Here is an 18163-nt window from a genome sequence, read left to right as displayed (position 1 = left end):
GATATTGATATATTGTGCAAACGTATATTTATTAATTTCATTATCAATGATCAGTGGGGTCAACGTTGTAGCCCAAGCCATTCATGGCTTGAAAATCACGGCCGCCATGAGAAGTCAAGAATCCGGCAACGTTTTCAAGCAGTACAAGGGGCGGACGCCGGTTGCCCATTTCGTCAAGTATGCGGACAAATCCCCAATACGCCGATGATTCTTTGCCATCCAAACCCCTTCGCATGCCGGCTAAGGAAAGGTCGTTGCAGGGAAATGATGCTGTGGCCAAAGCGACTGATGGAATGTCTTCAGCCTTCAAATTATGTATGTCGGCTAGAACGAAATGGGAATTATCGTCATGGAAGTGTTCGGAATACATATTATATTTATCTGCGGAGATATCGTTGGCATACTCGATTGTCCATCCTTTTCTCTCCAGTCCCATCCGCATGAGCCCGATGCCCGCGAAAAACTCCGCGACTGTCTTTTTATATGAAACATCCGTGTATTGCTCAATGGCACTGTTATCGAAAGCAGCAATTCTTTTTGCCTTCATTTATTCGTATCCCCGAATATTCTATTCGTATTTTTTCAAGCATGGCTTGTTTGCGCTTGCATGGGTGCTTCAAAAATGCGGCTGCAAGTTACATCAAATAAGGAAGAAAGAAAAGTGATATTCCTTACGGCGGGCTAATGGCTTATGTCAGCCGCTTTCATATCTCAGAATTGTTTTAGAAACATTCCTCTGCGCCGCGAGGCTAATTGATTTCTATCCTCATTTTCGAGCGTAGTAGTTAATCAGGCAGCCGGTAAGCAGTATCTCCCGCTCCTCGTTGTTCAGACTTCCCAGCGTCAGCGTTATCGGCGTTGTCCGGCCATCGTTTTTCAGGAGCAAAGCCTCTACGGTTTCGGAGCCCTTTTGAATCGTCTTGCGTACGGCAGGGAGAAAAATCATATCCCCGACAGTCGTTTCTATGCTGTTTCCGTACTTGGTCTGCAACGGCAGCATCCCCCAGTTGATGAGGTTGCTTCTGTACCTTTTGGTGGCGTATTCGTCGGCCACGTTTGCCCAGCCGCCCAGAACCCTCTGGGAGGAGGCGGCCTGTTCTCTTGCCGAGCCGTCGCCGGGTTTGCGGGCAAAAACAAGGCTTCCCAAGCCGGTAGTCCGGAGAAAGTCATCCATCTTTGCGCCGGGGATTAAAGCCTTGAGCCACGGCTTTACCGCTTCCGCCAGCTCTTCCGGCATTACACAGTTTTCCAGAAAGACCAGTCTTTTGTCTTCAAGCGACTTTAGCTCAAGGGCGCGCTTTACGTAGCCGGGGTCCTTTCTCGACAAGGTAAAAAAGGCAAGCTTTAGCGGGTTGGAGCGATAGGAGGATGTTTCCCCGGAGGGGATCAGTTCATCCGTTGTCGTTACCGGATCATTTATTGCCGCGGCGACAAGCAGGAGGAGATTTTCGGGAAGGGCGGACATCTTTGGCCAATCGATGATATTGGGGCCAAAGCGGAGCTCGGAATCAGACATTGGCGCCCCGAAACCCCGGTAAACCCTGTTTTTATAAACATCCGCGACGAAATTGTATTTGCGCCTGTGAATATCGAAGTCCAATTCATCGGCGCCGGTAAGGACGCCGCCGCTCAGCGCGGTCGCCGTAATCGAACGGGCGTCCATCAGGGCAACGGAGGCCACCTGGCCGTCCTGCGGGTGGGAACCCTCGCGATAGGGGAAGTTTCGCGTCACGTGGCGGATGCTTAGGCCCCCGTTGGCCGGAACATCCCCGGCGCCGAAGCAGGGGCCGCAAAAGGCCGTGCGCATTGTGGCGCCGCTTTTCAGTATATTATCCAGAAGCCCCTTTCTGGTCAGTTCCAGCAGAATTGGCTGACTGGCCGGGTAGAAACTCAATGAAAACTCGCCATTGCCAATTGAGCGATTTTTCAGCAGATCGGCAGCCCAGGCGATGTTCTCGAAGGTTCCGCCCGCGCATCCGCCGATAACCCCTTGTTCAACCTTAAGCTTGCCGTCAACTATCTTGTCCAGCAGGCGGTACGACAGGGCGGGATTTTCCAACTGTTGTTGTGCGGTTTTTTCCGTTTCCCGCAGGATGTCGGAGAGATTATCCTTTAATTCCCGGATAGTAAAGGCGTTACTCGGATGAAAGGGGAGGGCGATCATCGGTTCGATGGCGGAGAGATCAACGTTGATCAATGCATCGTAATAAGCCACATCTCCTGGCGCAAGCCTCTTATATTCTTCGGATCTTCCGTGTATTCGGTAGTAATCCGCCACCTTTTCGTCGGTACTCCAGATGGAGGAAAGACAGGTTGTTTCCGTGGTCATGACGTCTATGCCGTTGCGGAAATCAATGGAAAGATTCTTGATGCCGGGGCCGACGAATTCCATGATCCGGTTATTGACAAAACCATTTTTGAAGACGGCCCGGATAATCGCCAGCGCCAAGTCCTGCGGCCCTACCCCCGGCCGAACCTTTCCCTTGAGCAGTACGGCAACCACCTTCGGCATGGCGATGTCATAGGTCTGATTCAGAAGCTGCTTCACCAGTTCCGGGCCGCCTTCGCCAATTCCCATTGTTCCGAGCGCCCCGTATCGGGTGTGACTGTCCGAGCAGAGGATCATTTTGCCGCAGCCGGCCAGTTGCTCCCTAACGTACTGGTGAATGACCGCCTGATGGGGAGGGATGAAAGAACCGCCGTATCTCCTGGCGGCGGAAAGGCCGAAGATGTGGTCGTCTTCATTGATCGTTCCGCCGACGGCGCAGAGGCTGTTGTGACAGTTCGTAAGCGCATAGGGAACTGGAAAGCTTGTCAGCCCGCTGGCCCGGGCGGTCTGGATTATGCCCACATAGGTGATGTCATGGGAGGCCAGCGCGTCAAAACGGATTTTTAGATTATTTTGCTCCTTCGCCTGATTATGACTAAGGAGTATGCCATAGGATATCGTTTTTTTCAGGGCTTCTTCCCGGGTGAGCGATGATGCACCATCGTGAATTTGATGCCCCATTATTTTTATATCTTCAGCAGTTAACCAATCTTTATAAGGTATCACATGAGTGCCGTTGATCAGAAGCACCCCCTGATTCTGCATTAACTCAACCATTATCGTTCCTTTCCTCAAGACAGCATTGTTATGCGCATTAAAAACGGGCTTGTTTTTCACGGCGGCGGAGTATAAGGTTTGACAGTTTCCGTGTCAAGAAAAAGGGGAAACAGATTAGCGTATAAATATTGCGGGTGAGGGTATTTTATGGCGGTGGAAATAGAGCGAAAATTTTTATTGATAAACGATGAATGGAAAAAGCTCGCTGCGGGAACGAGTTACCGTCAAGGCTACCTTTGCAGCGACAACAAACGGACGGTACGGGTAAGAACCGCCGGTGGCCGGGGATATCTGACGGTGAAGGGAAAAACAGTCGGAACGGCCCGGGCTGAATATGAATACGAGATCGCGCTTGCCGATGCCGAGGAAATGCTGGAAAACCTCTGCGACAAGCCCCTCATCGAGAAGCGGCGCTATAAGATTTCGTTTGAAAACCACCTTTGGGAGGTGGATGAATTTTTAGGGGAAAATGAAGGGCTGATTTTGGCAGAAATCGAACTGAAAAGAGAGGACGAGGCGTTTTTGAAACCAAACTGGATCGGGCAGGAGGTTACCGGCGATCATCGCTATTATAACGCCAGCCTGGGCCGATATCCATTCAGCAAATGGCAGAAATAAACGTTTGCAATTCAGGAGGAGAAGATGGAAAATCAGACAGCGGAGACAAGAAATTTAATCAACAACTTCACTTTGGAATTGCTGGAGCCCGGGTGCAATCCAGGCGCGGATGAGTGGACCGCCAAGGTGCATCTCGACGACGATATCGCGGCTTTATTTCCCTATCTTAATGCCAAATTCACCAAGGCCCGTTATTATCCCGATCCAGAGGCGATTGTTTTCGATTATGAAACCAGGAAATGCTCTTTAGGGGCAAGACAAATTTTGGCGGTCCCTTTTGCCGACAGAGCAGAAGCAATTGAATTCATAGAAGAACTGATAAAAATGATGAACGAGCTTTGGCAAAACAGAAGCCAGATCGAACCAAGCTATGATAAGAGAGAGCCGCCCCGCGCGATGGATATCCTGAAACTTCTGCCGCGGACAAATTGCAAAGAATGCGGTTATTTGACGTGTATGGCGTTTGCCAATCAACTCAGGGAAGGCAACGAGGATGTGTCGAAATGCACGCAATTATCCGACGAAAACCGTAAAAAGTTGCTGATCCTTTTGAAAATCGTCTAAAGTAAATCAGCAGTGTTCGAGACTCATTGCCGCGTTGCAGGCTCAATGGATCGTAACTGCCGCGCGGAAGATCAAACGCCGCTTTTCAGGTGTCTTGTCAAATATTTTTTGAAATCATCGTAGGCTGCGGATAAAGGCGTCGGCTCGCCGGTTCTTTTGTCAACGTCCTTCATGCTCTGGGGAAGCTCGGGAACAACGCCCAGCAGTTTTTCTATTTCATCGGGGAATTTCGCCGGATGGGCAGTCTCCAGGCTTACGCACAGGGATTTGTCGCCGTACATTTCGAGATATATCTCCAAGCCGCGCCAGCCTACGGCGCCGTGCGGTTCGAGAACCACTTTGTACTGGTCGTAAACCCTTTTGATGGTCTTTCTGGTTTCCCGATCGGAGATGCTGACCGAATAGATGTTTTTTCTCATTTCCTCCACGTTCGGAAGGCGATGCACAATGCCGTTTCGATCCACGGTTCCTCCGTACAACTCAAAAAAACGGGCAAGATTGCTGGGATGGCCAACATTCATTGCGTTTGAGATGCAGGCAAGTGAAGGTGACACCTTTTCATAAATGCCCGTGTCTAAAAAACGGGGAAATTCGTCATTTTCATTGGTTGGCATAACCAGCTTCTCGACCGGAAGACCCATCCGCCGTGCAAACTCACAGCCCAGGGCGTTGCCGAAGTTGCCGGAAGGCACGGAAAAAACGGCCGGTTCCCCCTCGCGGGAAAGCTGCGCCCACGCCCAGACGTAATAGACGATCTGGGGCAGGATTCTGCCGAAGTTTATGGAGTTAGCCGAGGTAAGATGGAATGGTTCCAAATCGGGATCGGAAAAGGCCTGTTTAACAAGATTCTGGCAGTCGTCGAATTTCCCATCCATCGAAAGCGCCTTGACATTGTCGCCGATCGTGTCCAACTGCCTTTTTTGTCGACCGCTGACCTCATTGCGCGGATAGAGAATAGTGACATCTATCCCCGCAACTCCCTTAAAAGCCTCGCCTACGGCGCTTCCCGTATCGCCGGACGTGGCGACCAGAACGTTCAGTATTTTGCCGGGATCGCGCATGATACTCATCAGGCGGGCCATCATCCGGGCGGCAAAGTCCTTGAAGGAGGCAGTCGGCCCCTGATCGAGGCGCATAACGTATTTACGGGCGAAGACGTTTTCCAGGGGAAGCGGGTAGTTATAGGATTCATCGATTATCCGGCGCAGCCTTTCTTCACTGATTTCGCGGGAAAGGAAGGCCAGCGCGACCAACATGGCCGCCTCCGGATAGGGCTTTCCTTTCAGATTCCTGAACTGCTCAAGCGGAATTGAGGGAATAAGTTCCGGCATAAAGAGCCCCTGATCGGGGGCCTGTCCCATCAGAAGCGCCTCCCTAAAGGAAACTATCCCCCTGAACGGGACAATGCCCGGTTGATTTTCGAGATTGCGGTTGGTGCTGTAGTAACTCAATGCCTCCGGCATAAAAAACCTCAAGATAAACGTTAAGAATCAAGAAAACTCCCGTTGAGCGAGGCGATGATCTTCGCAGCATCACCGCTGTAGAGCATGTCGTTTATTTTGACTCCCCAGATCATTCCAGCTTCACGCGCTTCAGCCAAAAGCGAGAGGATGCCCTTATTCCTTGCCTGTTCAAAGCCCATATTATCCATGGCCAAAATTAGTTTTGTCATAGCAGAATCCTCCTCAATTTTTAACATTGACGCCGCAAGGCAAATGACATCACCGTCCAAGTTTTACGAAAGGGACGAATATAAATCCCGAGCTTGTAAAACGACGTTTACTATAGTAGTGGCTTTGCCGCATGTCAAACAAAAAAACCGTTCGCTAACAGCACCCTCTTGCGGGCAGCGGTCATTTATGTTTTAATCGCCTGAGGCAATTGCAAAACTCTCACATTCTGTCATTCCCGCAATGATTTTAAGCGGGAAAACGAAGTTTAATGTTCATAATCTGGTTCTAACTGCTTGAAAAACCGTATTTTCGATAGAAGCATTGTGTACATTAAGCTCCGCTTTCGGGAATGACAAATAGTTTTGCAATTGGCTCGCCTTAAAATGTTAATGGCTGACAAGAATAACAGGGGCAATCAAGCGGGGAGAAAGGTGATGGGGAAATCACAAAAGGAGGAAAAGACCAGTTGGAAACCGGGCAACGTCCTTTACCCGGCGCCGCCGGTTCTGGTAAGTTGCGGAGGGTTTCGGGACTGGAAAGAGAACCTGATAACCATCGCCTGGGCAGGCAATATCTGCAGCGATCCGCCCATGCTGTCGATTTCCGTTCGTCCCGAAAGATACTCCTATGAGATTATCCGCACTACCGGCGAATTTGTGGTCAATGTGCCCTCATTGAAACTTGCCCGGGCGGTGGACTGGTGCGGCGTTGTTTCCGGGCGGGACGAGGACAAGTTTGCCGGCGCCGGGTTAACGTCCCAAAGGGCGCTGAGGGTAAGGGCGCCGATCGTCAGCGAATGTCCGATCAACATCGAATGTATCGTAAATAAATCGCTGGAGCTTGGTTCGCATACGCTGTTTATGGCAGAGGTGGTCGCCGTCCAGGTCTCGACCGGGCTGATTGATGGAAAGGGCAAGTTTCATATAGAGAAAAGCGGCCTGTTGTCCTTTGTTCATGGCCAGTATTTCGCGCTGGGGCGGCGTCTGGGCGGCTTTGGCTTTTCCGTGCGCAAAGGCTTTCGTAAAGCCAAACAATGAAATCCGTTGATAATGACCCCAACCCACCCAAACACCGACACACTATTTACCTGAGCAGCAGTTGCTTGATATTTCCCATTGGCAGGCAGGGTTAGTCCGTCCCCTGCCATATTATCAGCGGGTCAGAAGGACGGGGATCTCGCTTTTCCGGATAATCAAAGAGGTTATTGACCCCAGCACCAGTTCCCTTAGCATGTTGTGTCCGTATGCGCCCATGACCAGCAAATCCGCTGTTCCTTCGCCAGTGAATTTGAGTAGTTCCAGCTCCTCGTTTCCCTTAAGGAGCGTGATTTTTTTCTGAATTGCGAAAGGCGACAGATAATCCGCTGCTTTGTGGGCGGTTTCCTCTCCCCATTTGTGATCATTGGCGATGATGATTACCGTCAGAGGCCATTCGGTCAATTTTGCCAATTCCGCCGCCAGATTCAGGGCCTTCCGGGCAGGGGCGCTGCCGTCATAGGCTATGGCCATGCTGTGTATTTCACGGTATTTTCCAGGCGTTACAAAAACCGGTTTTCCGGAACGGCGGACTACGGATTGAGTGGTGGAGCCGAGGAGCGCCCCGTCGTCAATATGAAAATGCTCCCCGCGCTGGGCGAGAAGTATCCAGTCGCAACGGCCCTGACCTTCCGCAATGATGACGTCGTCGATTATCCCGGTTATTTTTTTTGTCTGGGGACTGATTCCCCTCGCTGCGCACTGTTTCCGGAACTCCTCGATAATTGTTTCGGCACTGGCATTAAGGCTGTTTTCAATGGCCGGGATAAACTCTTCGTAGGATGGTATCCCGGAACCGGATACATCCGTAAAAACAGGCCCATGAAGAAGTCTCAGGTCTATGACATGCAGGCCCGTCAGGTTGGCTTTTAGCTTTTCGGCAAGATAGATGCCATACGAAACGGCAACCCTGGCGTGTCCGGAACCGTCAAGCGGTATCAGTATATCCTGGATAATCATAGCGGCCTCCTTTGGGGTAAACTTCGATTTTTTCCATCATAACACAATTTCAGATTTTGTAAATATCATGCTTGCATTTCGATACTTTTCACTTGACAGTAAAAAGACTTGGTGAAATGAGAAAAAAAGCGGCAGGATTGCGGGCAGTCTCGCCTTGTTGGTTATCGCTCTGCCGCAAAGTTTTTTAGGGATACTATCGTTCAATGAACAGGAAAAAAGGCAAGGATTTACAAGTTAATGCATGGCTTGAACCTATTGGTTCGACCGTGCCTGATTTTGTTGATTTTCTTCCCGATGCCTCATTTATGATCGACTGCGACAGCAGGGTAATTCTCTGGAACCATGCGATGGAAGAGATGACCGGTGTTGCGGCCACGGAGATGCTGGGTCGCGGGAATTACGAGTATGCCCTTCCTTTTTATGCCTCAAGACGACCGATGCTCATTGATATGGTTTTGCATCCTGAACTCAATTTTTCCAATCAATATTATTTGTTCACGAAAAATGACGTCATGCTCTCCGGTGAAGCTGTTGTGCCGAATCTCCGGGGGATGAAGCGCCATCTCTGGGGAAGGGCGATGCTGTCGAAAGACAGCCGCGGGGAGATTATTGGCGCCGTGGAGACACTACGGGATATCACGGATGTCAAATTTTCGCTTGACCGTTTACTCTTAGAGACCGAGAAATGCCACCAGGCATTTGAGAATATTCAGGATGTTTATTACGAAGTCAGCCTTGACGGTACATTCATGGAGATTTCCCCTTCCGTAAAAAATGTCCTGGGATGGCAAAGAGAGGAACTGATTGGAACATCGATTGCTCATCTTTACGCCAATCCTGCCGATCGGGATGTTTTTCTGCAGAGAATAACCAGCGCAGGCGGGGTCTATGATTATGAGATTCTGTTCAAGCACCAGGATGGTTCATTGCTCAATATTTCAATGAATGCGCGATACTTTCCCGGCAACGATCGCGAACCCCCCCGCAATATAGGCTCCATGCGCAATATCACACAGCGCAAGAAGATAGAGGAAGCGCTCCGGATCAGTGAAGAGCGATACCGGACGTTGATCGAGAATATACCCGTAGCGGTAAACCGGACTACGCCGCCGCCGCACGGCCGTTTTCTTATGGTCAATCCCGCAATTTTACGGATGTTTGGTTTTTCCAGCGAGGCTGAGGCGCTGATGACCGACCCGGCGGAAATATATTTTGATCCCGCGGAAAGGGAAACTTTTGCCCAACGGATTTTTGAATGGGGCGGTTTGAAAGATTATGAGATGCGGTTCCGTAAAAGAGACGGCACTCCCTTGTGGGGGGCGATGACCGCGAAGGCAGTATATGACAAAGAGAGCGGCAAGGCGCTCTTTTTTGACTGCATAATCGAAGATATAACCGCTCGTAAAAAGACCGAGGCGGAGATCCTGCAACTTGCCTATTACGACGGATTGACCGGACTTCCCAATCGTTCCCTTTTTCTGGATCGTCTTAAGATGGCCATAGCCCGCTCCGCCCGGGAGAAGAACATGGTCGTTCTGATGATGTTTGATCTGGATCTCTTCAAGGACGTAAACGACACCATGGGGCATCCGGCGGGCGACAAACTGCTGAAGGCAGTGGCCGAACGTCTTTTGCGCCGTCTGCGCAAGAGCGATACAATAGCCCGTCTGGGGGGAGACGAGTTCATGGTCATCTACGCCGGCGTCAGTGAGTGCAGACAAGCCGATCTGCTGGCCGCAAAGCTTTTGAATGTTTTCAGCAAGCCTTTTTTGTTGGGCGACATTCCTGTAAGGATTACGGCAAGCGTCGGCGTTGCCGTTTATCCGGAGGACGCGGACGATCTGGACATGATGCTCCGCAATGTGGATATTGCCCTGTACAAGGCAAAGGAGGACGGCGGGAACTCAAGTCGTCGTTATTCAGGTAAAAACGAAATGATGCACAAAAAGTAGTTCAAATGAAAGGTGAAAAAAATGACCGTAGCAAAAAAAATACAGGGATTTATGACAGCGGGCTCCTTTATTCGCAAGATGTTTGAGGAGGGAGCCCGGCTGAAGCAGCAATATGGGGAGGAAAATGTCTTCGATTTCAGTCTGGGCAATCCGAATCTGGAGGCGCCGAAAGCTTTCAAAAAAAGACTTCTTGATATTGCCTCATCCGAAGGCTTGGGAATGCACATGTACATGCAGAATGCCGGTTATCCCGGGACACGCGCGGCCGTTGCGAAGGAACTTAATGCAACACAGGGGACAAGTCTTTCAGCCGAGGAAATTATCATGACCTGCGGCGCCGGCGGGGCCTTGAACGTTATTCTGAAGACAATCCTCAATCCGGGCGAGGAGGTTATCAGCCCCGCGCCGTTTTTTATGGAGTACCGCTTTTATGTTGACAACGCCGGCGGCGCCCTGCGCATCGTACCGACACGGGATGATTTTTCTCTGGATCTCGACGCGATCCGGGAGGCGATAAACGAAAAAACCCGAGCCGTTTTACTCAATTCGCCCAACAATCCCACCGGAAAGATTTACGATGAAGCGTCTATCCGGGCGCTGGCGGAGATTCTGAGGCAAAGCCGGGCTAAGTACAATCAGGAAATATTTCTCATTTCCGATGAACCATACCGGGAAATCGTCTATGACGGAAACAGGGTGCCCAGCATCCTTGCCGCTTACAACTCCAGCTTTATCGCCACCTCTTATTCCAAGAGCCTTTCCATCCCGGGGGAGCGGATCGGCTATATCGCGGTGAATCCGGCAATAGATGATCTTAAGGAGGTTATCGGAGGGCTTGTTCTTTGCAACCGGATTCTCGGTTTTGTCAATGCCCCCGCCCTTATGCAGCGCATTATCGCCGGGCTGGAAGGGGTGAAGATTGATGTGGAGTCATACAGGCGCAAGCGGGATCTGCTCTGCGACGGCCTTTCCGCTGCCGGATATGCCTTGCGCAAACCGGAAGGGACGTTCTACCTTTTTCTCAAAACGCCGATTGCCGATGATGTCCGTTTCGCCGATCTCCTGCGTGAAAAAAGAATCCTTGTTGTTCCCGGAAGCGGTTTCTACGGCCCCGGACATATCCGGATCGCCTATTGTGTCGAAGACTCGACAATTACGGGAGCTATGGAAGGATTCCGGGAAGCTTTGGCAGAGAGTCGCTGATTGGCGATTTTCGAAATTGAGCGCTTAACGCTGCCAATCAGCGACAATCTTAAAACCACTGAAGCTGTCATCCACAGTTTCTTCAGTGTATTCGATGTAAGCGACGCGGGCGGGCGGTGTTCCTGTTTTACACCACAAAAGCATCGCTTCAGCTTTGTCGCTTTTCCCCTCGAAAACAGTCTCCACTCGGCCGTCCGGGAGATTTTTCACCCACCCGGAAAGTCCGAGGCAGAGGGCCTGTTTGACGGTGTTTGCCCGAAAGAAGACCCCTTGGACGCGTCCGGCAATCTTGACGTGGAATCTCTTTTTATCTAAAAATGCGTGCATATATTATTGATTTATAATGGCTTGCCTTCTTTTACGAGCGTCAAAAAGGAATTTTCGTCGAGGATTGACGTCCCGGCTTTACGCGCTTTTTCGATTTTGGAACCGGGCGCCTCGCCTGCGACCACATAACTTGTTTTCTTTGTAACAGCGCTCTCCACAGTCCCCCCCAAAGATTCTACAAGGAGTTTTGCCTCATTGCGGCCCAGGTTGGGGAGTGTCCCGGTGAAAACGAAGTATTTGCCGGCAAGGGGAGCATCGGCAAGTGAGTTGTCAATTACCGGCGATACGCCGGCTAATCCCAGCTTTTCAATAACGCGCAGATTTGCCTGCTCCCGGAAAAAACCGGCGATGGATGTGGCGACCTCGGGGCCGATATCCCTGATTGTTTGCAACTCCGAGGTGTCGGCAGCGGCAAGGGCATCCAGATTTCTGTATCTGGCGGCAAGGAGCTTGGCCGTCCGTTCGCCGACATGACGTATCCCCAGGGCATAAATCAAGCGCGCCAGCGGCGGCTTTTTGGCTCGTCCAATCGCTTCGAGTAAATTTACGGCCGATTTATCCGCCATTCTTTCCAGGGCAAGCAGTTTTTCCTTCGTCAGGAAAAACAGGTCGGCCGGGTCGCCGACCAACGAATCGGCAACGAGCTGCGCCGCCAGCTTATCCCCCATGCCATCTATATCGAGCGCCGCCCGGGAGGCAAAATGGGAAATGTGTTCTCGCAGTTGGGCCTGACATGAGAGGTTTACGCATCTTACCGCCACTTCTCCTGCGATTCTGACAACTTTCGCCCCGCACTCCGGGCATTTCTCCGGCATTGTGAAGGGTCTTTCCCGGCCATTTCTGCCGCCCTTGAGAACCGAAACAATCTCCGGAATGACATCGCCCGCCCTCTGCACGATGACGGTGTCGCCGATGCGGATGTCCTTATTGCGGATATTGTCCTCATTATGCAGCGTTGCCCTGCTTACCGTTACCCCGCCGACGCGAACCGGCGTCAATACCGCGACTGGCGTCAGAACGCCCGTTCTTCCGACCTGAACGGTGATGTCTTCAAGAACGGTTTGTTCCTGAACAGGGGCAAACTTGCAGGCAATCGCCCAGCGGGGGCTTCGGGACACCGCCCCGAGCTGATCCTGGATTCTCAGATTATCAACCTTGATAACGACGCCATCTATTTCGTAGGGAAGCCCCTCGCGTATTTCGTTAATGTGATGATAATATTCGATACATTCATCCAAGCCAATGCGATGGCGGATCAGCGGATTGACCTGAAAGCCCCACTGGGAAAGGGCACTAAGGATGTCTGTGTGACTCTGGAAGGGAATTCCCTCAACGCCTCCCATGGCGTAACAGAACAGGGTGAGGGGTCTGCGCGCGGTGATTCGCGAGTCCAATTGGCGCAGAGAGCCGGCAGCCGCATTGCGCGGGTTGGCAAACGGCGGGAGTCCTTCCTGGTCGCGCCGCTGGTTAAGTTTTTGCAGCGCCGCCCTTTCCATGCAGATCTCCCCGCGAATTTCGATTTTTTCCGGTACGGCGATGGTTTCGGTTTGCAGGGGGGCGAGGGAGGAATGTGCTTGAGGGATTTGCAAGGGCACGGTCGGTATTGTGCGAATGTTCGAAGTCACATTTTCTCCAACTGAGCCGTCCCCCCGTGTGGAACCAGTTGCAAGCCGGCCGTTTAAGTATAGGAGATTGACGGCAAGGCCGTCCAGCTTGGGCTCGACGGTGTAAAGGATAGCGTCAGCTTCGGAAAGCTGCCGACAGCGACGGTCAAAGTCGCGGATCTCGCCATCGGAAAAGGAGTTGTTTTTCATTGGGAAAACGTCTTTGAGGCTTAACATCGGGGTTAGATGGGCGACCGGGCTGAATTTTTCCAGGGGAGGCGCGCCTACCCGCTGGGTTGGCGAATCCGGCGTGACCAAATCCGGAAATTCTTCCTCAATCTCTGCGACTGTCCGAAGAAGAAGGTCATACTCGGCATCGGTTATCTCCGGATCATCCATCTGATAATAACGCCTGTTGTGGTGGTGGATAGCTGTGCGCAACTGACTGATCCTGGTTTTGGCCTCTTCAAGATTCACTGCTTTTCCCCTGCTGAACCATCGTTTGGATAAATGGTCTAATCCTTGATCAGACGCAGCTTCGGTTTTCCTTTTTCCCTTTTTGGAACAGTTATTGGTCCGGGTTTTTGCCGTTTCATGATCTGTTCGTTAAATATTTCATTCTTGGCGCGGACGGCATTGATGATGAAAAAGATAATCACGCCCTTTTCCCAGTCCCTTGACGGTTCGAAATTTTCCATTCGCGTTTTGTATTTTTTCCATAAGGAGGCCAGGGATGCCTCGTCTAAGGAAAGTATCTGCTGCGCCATTTTGTCAAGGGATGATTCCAGCATTTATTATGCCTCCTGCCTCGTTCGCGTGTTATACTAATTGGAGTGGACTTTAAAGTCAAATAGTAAAAATGGCGATCCGGGAAGCTAAATAATACTTGTCTTTTTAATCAGGTCATTATATTCATCAACGCGCTTTTCTTGCGGACCAACGAAGTTGCCGCTGCAAGGAGCGACAGGGTTAACTATTGGAATCATCGTTTTACTTGCCGGAGGTGTTGAATGGAGGTAATTTTCGCTCCGTGGCGAGAGGCCTATATAAAAGGCCCCAAGCCCACCGGTTGCGTTTTGTGCCGCGATTCCTCGCGCGACGAAGAACTTGTCGTTTATGAGGGCAGGACCGTGTACGTAATGGTTAACAGGTATCCTTACACAGGCGGTCATCTGATGGTTGTGCCGTTTCGCCATTTGAGGAGCTTGACGGATATCCGGCAAGAAGAACGGTCGGAGATATTTTCGCTTGTTGATATTTCCGTCCAGGTATTGAAGGAGGCGATGAAACCGGAGGGATTCAATATCGGGATGAATCTGGGAAAGGCCGCCGGTGCCGGTATTGACGATCATCTCCATTGCCACATCGTTCCGCGCTGGGCCGGGGATACAAATTTCACGACCGTAATCGGCGATATCCGCGTGATCCCTGCGGACGTTTTTGCAACTGCCCGGGAACTTAGGCCATATTTTAATCAATTTAAACTGGGGGACAACAGATGAATGTTATCTATACCGTCATCGGGGCGATTATTGTCTTGTTTCTCGTTACCTTTGCGCTGGACAACATGGTTTCGATAAGATTGAGTTACTACGGGTACTTCGAACGCTGGTTGCCTACGTATCTCTTAATTTTTCTCTCTTTTCTGATAGGCGTTATCTTTACCGGGATTCTCGGAATCGTGGAGAGATTCCGCATGACGCGCACGATAAACCGTCTCAACAAGACGATCCGGGATCTGCATCGGGAAATAAAGGTTAAGGACAGCACCTCTTCCCCGCCCTATGCGGAGATGCCAGAGAAACCGGAATTGACGGACAACGTAAAGACTCCCTGAAAGCACGCTAACGAAAAAATAGATGATTATAAAGGTTAAGCTTATAATTTTCGGTAGTTGCGATAATGCCAAATGCCTCCTTTGACTCTCTTTTTTATATCGTTTCCTCCCTGCTGGGCTTTCTTGTTTTGTCGGGCATAGCCGTGGTTTCTGTTTTGCGGGGCGGGGGGGGACGGCCTAATATCCTGTTTTCCGGAATCTGCCTGCTGGGCGCCCTGCTTAATGCCGACGTTGCCCTCGTTTCGATTTTGCCCGACGAACAACTTGCCCTTTATCTAGACAGAGCTGTTCATCTTCTCTTCGTTTTTAGCGTTCCTGTATATATCAGTTTTGTCCATGCGTTTTTGAACATTACCTCGCGCCGCTGGCTGGAGAAGACGGCCTGGCTGTTGAGCGCTGCGTTTTTGACGATTGTTCCAACCAGTCTTTATATAAACGGTTTCAATTACTATTTTTTCGGCAGGATTGCCCGCGGCGGCCCTCTGTTTTACTGTTTTTCCGCGGTAACAGCGTTCACGGTTTTGTACTGTCTCACCGTGCTGTACGGCGCTTTGAAGCGCACTGCCGACAATGCGCATAAAAACCGGATCAAGTATATTTTGGGAGGCCTTGGGTTTTCGTCTTTCCTGCTCTTTTTTACAATTCTTCCGGTAATGGGTCTCCCCGTTTATCCGCTCGGAAATTTCAGTTTCATACCGGCGCTGTTTTTGGCATTTGGGGTTTTGAAGTACGACCTGCTGGACATTGGCGTCCTGATTCGCAAGGGCGTCGCCTATTTCGCATTAACCGGAATTCTTACCGCCCTTTACGTAATTCTCATCTTTCTTTTCAACTCATTTTTTATCGCCACGTTCGGGGGGAACTCCTTTGTTCTTTCCCTGCTGCTGGCGCTGGTCATCGTCCTTTTATTCAGCCCCCTTCGGGAACTGGTGCAAAAGTGGATTGACCGCATCTTCTTTCGAGGAAGTTACGATTATCATGGGCTTCTCAAAAAGATCAGCGGTCAATTGGCGTCACTACTCACTCAAGAGCAGATAAAGGAGCTGCTCATCAATGAAATCAGGGAGGCAATGCGGGTAGAAAGGGTTTTGTTGATCATTAAGGAGGGCAGCTCCTATAAAATATTTGGTTCATTGGAGGCTCAAAAAACAACGGAGGAAAATTTTCGGGAGCTTGAATTGCTGGATGGTATTTTGCAGAAAAGTAAATTGCCAATTACAAAAGGAGCAACGGCAGGGAAAATTGCCGATAAAAACACCAGGAATACGTTGATTCACCTTTTTGATTGCCTCGGAGTGACGCTGGCAATTCCTTTGCCGGCACGGGAAGGAGCGGCCGGGATGATCTTTCTTGGCCAGAAAAAATCCGGCGAACTTTTTGTCGATGAAGATCTGGAAATTCTGACGACGATAGCGAATCAGGCGGCAACTGCCATTGAAAATGCAAGCAGTTATGAGGCGCTCCAGTCGTTCAATCGCGATCTTGAAAAAAAGGTGCAGGAAAGAACCGCCGCTCTGCAGACGGCTCTCTCCGACATGGAAAAGGCGGAACAGCAGTTGATCCGGTCGGAGAGTCTTGCCGCGATCGGGCAGCTTGTGGCCGGCGCGGCGCACGAACTTAACAATCCGCTTGCCGGGGCTATGAGTCTCGTGCAATCGAGCGTTGCGACCATTGCTGAGGGGGAACTTACCGCGGACGACAGGCAGGGGATCATCGATGATCTGCGTTTTGCTATTGCGGAGCTGCGGCGTTCGGCAGGAATTATTTGCAGTCTCCTTGATCTGTCGAGACAGACCCAGACATACGTGGAACCTGTGGAGATGAACAGGGTGATTGACGACGCGCTCCGGGTTCTCTATAACCAGTATAAAAACACTCCGGTAACAATTGAAAAGAGATATGAGGAAGAGTTGCCCCCCGTTGAGGGAAATTTCGCTAATCTTGGCCAGGTCATGATCAATGTCATCCAGAATGCGCTGCAGTCTTTACCGGAAGGCAAAGGACAGATCATCCTGACTACAAGCTGCCAAAAGCGGACCGACAAAGTTTTTATTGAATGCGCCGACAATGGCGCCGGCATTCCGGCGGCTGTTCTCAACGATATTTTCAAACCGTTTTTCACGACCAAGGCGGTGGGTCGGGGCACCGGTCTCGGGCTTTATATCTCCCATGAGATAATCAGGCGGCATGACGGTCGGATTGATGTAGAAAGTGAAGCAGGGAAGGGAACCGTAATAAAAATTGAAATCCCCTGTCGCAGGAGGGCAGCATGAGTGGTTTGATGGTTGTTGACGATGAGGAGGGGGTGCGCCGCTCCCTGAAGAGGGTTCTGGAACGTGACGGTTATGAGGTAGTCCTGGCCCAAAACGGCGATGAGGCAATTTCCATTATTCGCAATAACGGCAAAAACATCGAAACGGTCATTTCCGATTACCGGATGCCCGGCATTGACGGACTGGAAACCCTGATCGAAATAGGCCGCATCAATATGGATATTACGAGAATCATGCTCACCGGCTACGCGACTATGGCGAGCGCCATTGAGGCGGTCAACGAGGGAATTGACGGTTTTCTGACCAAGCCGTTTGAAAACGATGATTTGAAGGCAAAAGTAAGGGAATACACAATTAAAAAGAGGCTCAAGCAGTTCGTTTCCGAGCAGGTTATGAATGAATTGCAGAGAGATGGTGGCGCTCTTTTGCCAAGGCGTCTGGACGTCAGTGTGCTTTTTACCGACATTCGCGGTTTTACGGCGCTTTCGGAAAAATTTGATCCCGCGGAACTTTCAGTTCTTCTCAATCATCACTATTTCACCCCGATCGACAACATTATTTTCCGTCATCAAGGAACAGTTGATAAACATATCGGGGACAGCGTCATGGGAATATTCGGGGCGCCTCTCAGGGGCGACAACGATCCTTTGGGCGCCGTTTCAGCCGCTCTGGAGATTCAGGAGAAGATTGTGGCGATAAACCAGGAAATCAATGAAGTGAAACAACATCTGGATGTCGGAATCGGCATAGCCACCGGGGAGGCAATGGCGGGAATTTTCGGATCACCGCGGAAGAAAGAGTACACCGTCTTCGGGGCAGCGGTAAATCTTGCCTCACGGCTGGAAAACATGGCCGCGGCGGGCGAAATACTGATTTGCGAAAACACCATGCACTGCGTTGAGGATCGCATCGTTGTTGAAAATATTCCCTCCGCCTTGATACGCGGGCTTTCCCTTTCTCCGGCTGTTTACCGGGTATTGTCCTGCAAATGAACCGTCTCAGTTGAGGCTGT

General features: G+C 50.7%; 17 protein-coding genes. 9 read left to right on the top strand and 8 right to left on the bottom strand.

Annotated elements, in window-relative coordinates; genetic code table 11:
* Positions 1-43: 43 nt before the first annotated feature.
* Both K0B01_07910 and K0B01_07905 read right to left on the bottom strand, forming a co-directional pair.
* Entirely contained in the window at positions 44-547 is a 504-nt protein-coding gene (locus K0B01_07910; GenBank protein ID MBW6486052.1) for a DNA cytosine methyltransferase, read from the bottom strand.
* A gap of 219 nt (positions 548-766) precedes the next feature.
* Positions 767-3106 carry a hydratase gene (locus tag K0B01_07905; GenBank protein MBW6486051.1) on the bottom strand — a complete coding sequence of 780 codons (2340 nt, stop codon included), beginning with the start codon at positions 3104-3106 and terminating at the stop codon, positions 767-769.
* A gap of 147 nt (positions 3107-3253) precedes the next feature.
* On the opposite strand from K0B01_07905, the gene K0B01_07900 reads away from it, so the two are divergent.
* Together K0B01_07900 and K0B01_07895 are read left to right on the top strand one after the other, a co-directional pair.
* A complete protein-coding gene (locus K0B01_07900) occupies positions 3254-3724 on the top strand; it encodes a CYTH domain-containing protein (protein MBW6486050.1) in 471 nt (156 codons plus the stop codon).
* A 24-nt stretch (positions 3725-3748) separates the two neighbouring features.
* Positions 3749-4288 carry a hypothetical protein gene (locus tag K0B01_07895; protein MBW6486049.1) on the top strand — a complete coding sequence of 180 codons (540 nt, stop codon included), beginning with the start codon at positions 3749-3751 and terminating at the stop codon, positions 4286-4288.
* 71 nt (positions 4289-4359) lie between these two features.
* Here the strand turns inward: K0B01_07895 and thrC are convergent, their stop codons facing one another.
* Positions 4360-5751, bottom strand: a complete 1392-nt coding sequence (gene thrC, locus K0B01_07890) for a threonine synthase (GenBank protein ID MBW6486048.1) — start codon at positions 5749-5751, stop codon at positions 4360-4362.
* Between the two features lie 20 nt (positions 5752-5771).
* On the bottom strand, positions 5772-5960 hold the full coding sequence (locus tag K0B01_07885; protein MBW6486047.1) for a hypothetical protein: 189 nt from the start codon (positions 5958-5960) through the stop codon (positions 5772-5774).
* A gap of 435 nt (positions 5961-6395) precedes the next feature.
* On the opposite strand from K0B01_07885, the gene K0B01_07880 reads away from it, so the two are divergent.
* Positions 6396-6998, top strand: a complete 603-nt coding sequence (locus tag K0B01_07880) for a flavin reductase family protein (protein ID MBW6486046.1) — start codon at positions 6396-6398, stop codon at positions 6996-6998.
* Between the two features lie 114 nt (positions 6999-7112).
* On the opposite strand, the gene K0B01_07875 is transcribed toward K0B01_07880, so the two are convergent.
* Entirely contained in the window at positions 7113-7955 is an 843-nt protein-coding gene (locus K0B01_07875) for a universal stress protein (protein ID MBW6486045.1), read from the bottom strand.
* A 203-nt stretch (positions 7956-8158) separates the two neighbouring features.
* Between K0B01_07875 and K0B01_07870 the strand changes: the two genes are divergently transcribed.
* Positions 8159-9907: a sensor domain-containing diguanylate cyclase gene (locus K0B01_07870; GenBank protein ID MBW6486044.1), complete on the top strand. Its 1749-nt coding sequence runs from the start codon at positions 8159-8161 to the stop codon at positions 9905-9907.
* A gap of 21 nt (positions 9908-9928) precedes the next feature.
* Entirely contained in the window at positions 9929-11110 is a 1182-nt protein-coding gene (locus tag K0B01_07865) for a pyridoxal phosphate-dependent aminotransferase (protein MBW6486043.1), read from the top strand.
* Positions 11111-11134: 24 nt separating this feature from the next.
* Here K0B01_07865 and K0B01_07860 read toward each other — a convergent pair whose 3' ends face one another.
* Genes K0B01_07860 through K0B01_07850 form a run of 3 tightly spaced genes read right to left on the bottom strand, consistent with a single transcriptional unit; the run spans position 11135 to position 13832 of the window.
* Positions 11135-11437, bottom strand: a complete 303-nt coding sequence (locus tag K0B01_07860; protein MBW6486042.1) for an acylphosphatase — start codon at positions 11435-11437, stop codon at positions 11135-11137.
* Positions 11438-11448: 11 nt separating this feature from the next.
* Positions 11449-13518 (bottom strand): NAD-dependent DNA ligase LigA, encoded by a 2070-nt coding sequence (gene ligA / locus K0B01_07855; protein MBW6486041.1) that lies wholly within the window; start codon positions 13516-13518, stop codon positions 11449-11451.
* A 38-nt stretch (positions 13519-13556) separates the two neighbouring features.
* A complete protein-coding gene (locus K0B01_07850) occupies positions 13557-13832 on the bottom strand; it encodes a hypothetical protein (protein MBW6486040.1) in 276 nt (91 codons plus the stop codon).
* Positions 13833-14051: 219 nt separating this feature from the next.
* On the opposite strand from K0B01_07850, the gene K0B01_07845 reads away from it, so the two are divergent.
* The 4 genes from K0B01_07845 to K0B01_07830 all read left to right on the top strand — a co-directional run bounded on the left by K0B01_07845 (position 14052) and on the right by K0B01_07830 (position 18143).
* A complete protein-coding gene (locus tag K0B01_07845) occupies positions 14052-14543 on the top strand; it encodes an HIT domain-containing protein (GenBank protein ID MBW6486039.1) in 492 nt (163 codons plus the stop codon).
* A complete protein-coding gene (locus tag K0B01_07840) occupies positions 14540-14878 on the top strand; it encodes a LapA family protein (GenBank protein ID MBW6486038.1) in 339 nt (112 codons plus the stop codon). Before K0B01_07845 ends, K0B01_07840 begins: the two co-directional genes overlap by 4 nt.
* Before the next feature lie 65 nt (positions 14879-14943).
* The gene (locus K0B01_07835; GenBank protein ID MBW6486037.1) at positions 14944-17151 is read left to right on the top strand and encodes a GAF domain-containing protein; all 2208 of its coding nucleotides are present in this window, start codon (positions 14944-14946) and stop codon (positions 17149-17151) included.
* Positions 17148-18143, top strand: a complete 996-nt coding sequence (locus tag K0B01_07830; protein MBW6486036.1) for a response regulator — start codon at positions 17148-17150, stop codon at positions 18141-18143. The genes K0B01_07835 and K0B01_07830 overlap by 4 nt, the downstream gene beginning before the upstream one ends.
* The last annotated feature ends 20 nt before the right edge of the window (positions 18144-18163 follow it).

The organism is Syntrophobacterales bacterium (genome assembly GCA_019429105.1).
In the GTDB taxonomy this organism is placed as follows: Bacteria; Desulfobacterota; Syntrophia; order Syntrophales; family UBA5619; genus DYTH01.
This window is presented reverse-complemented; position numbering and strand designations above follow the sequence as displayed.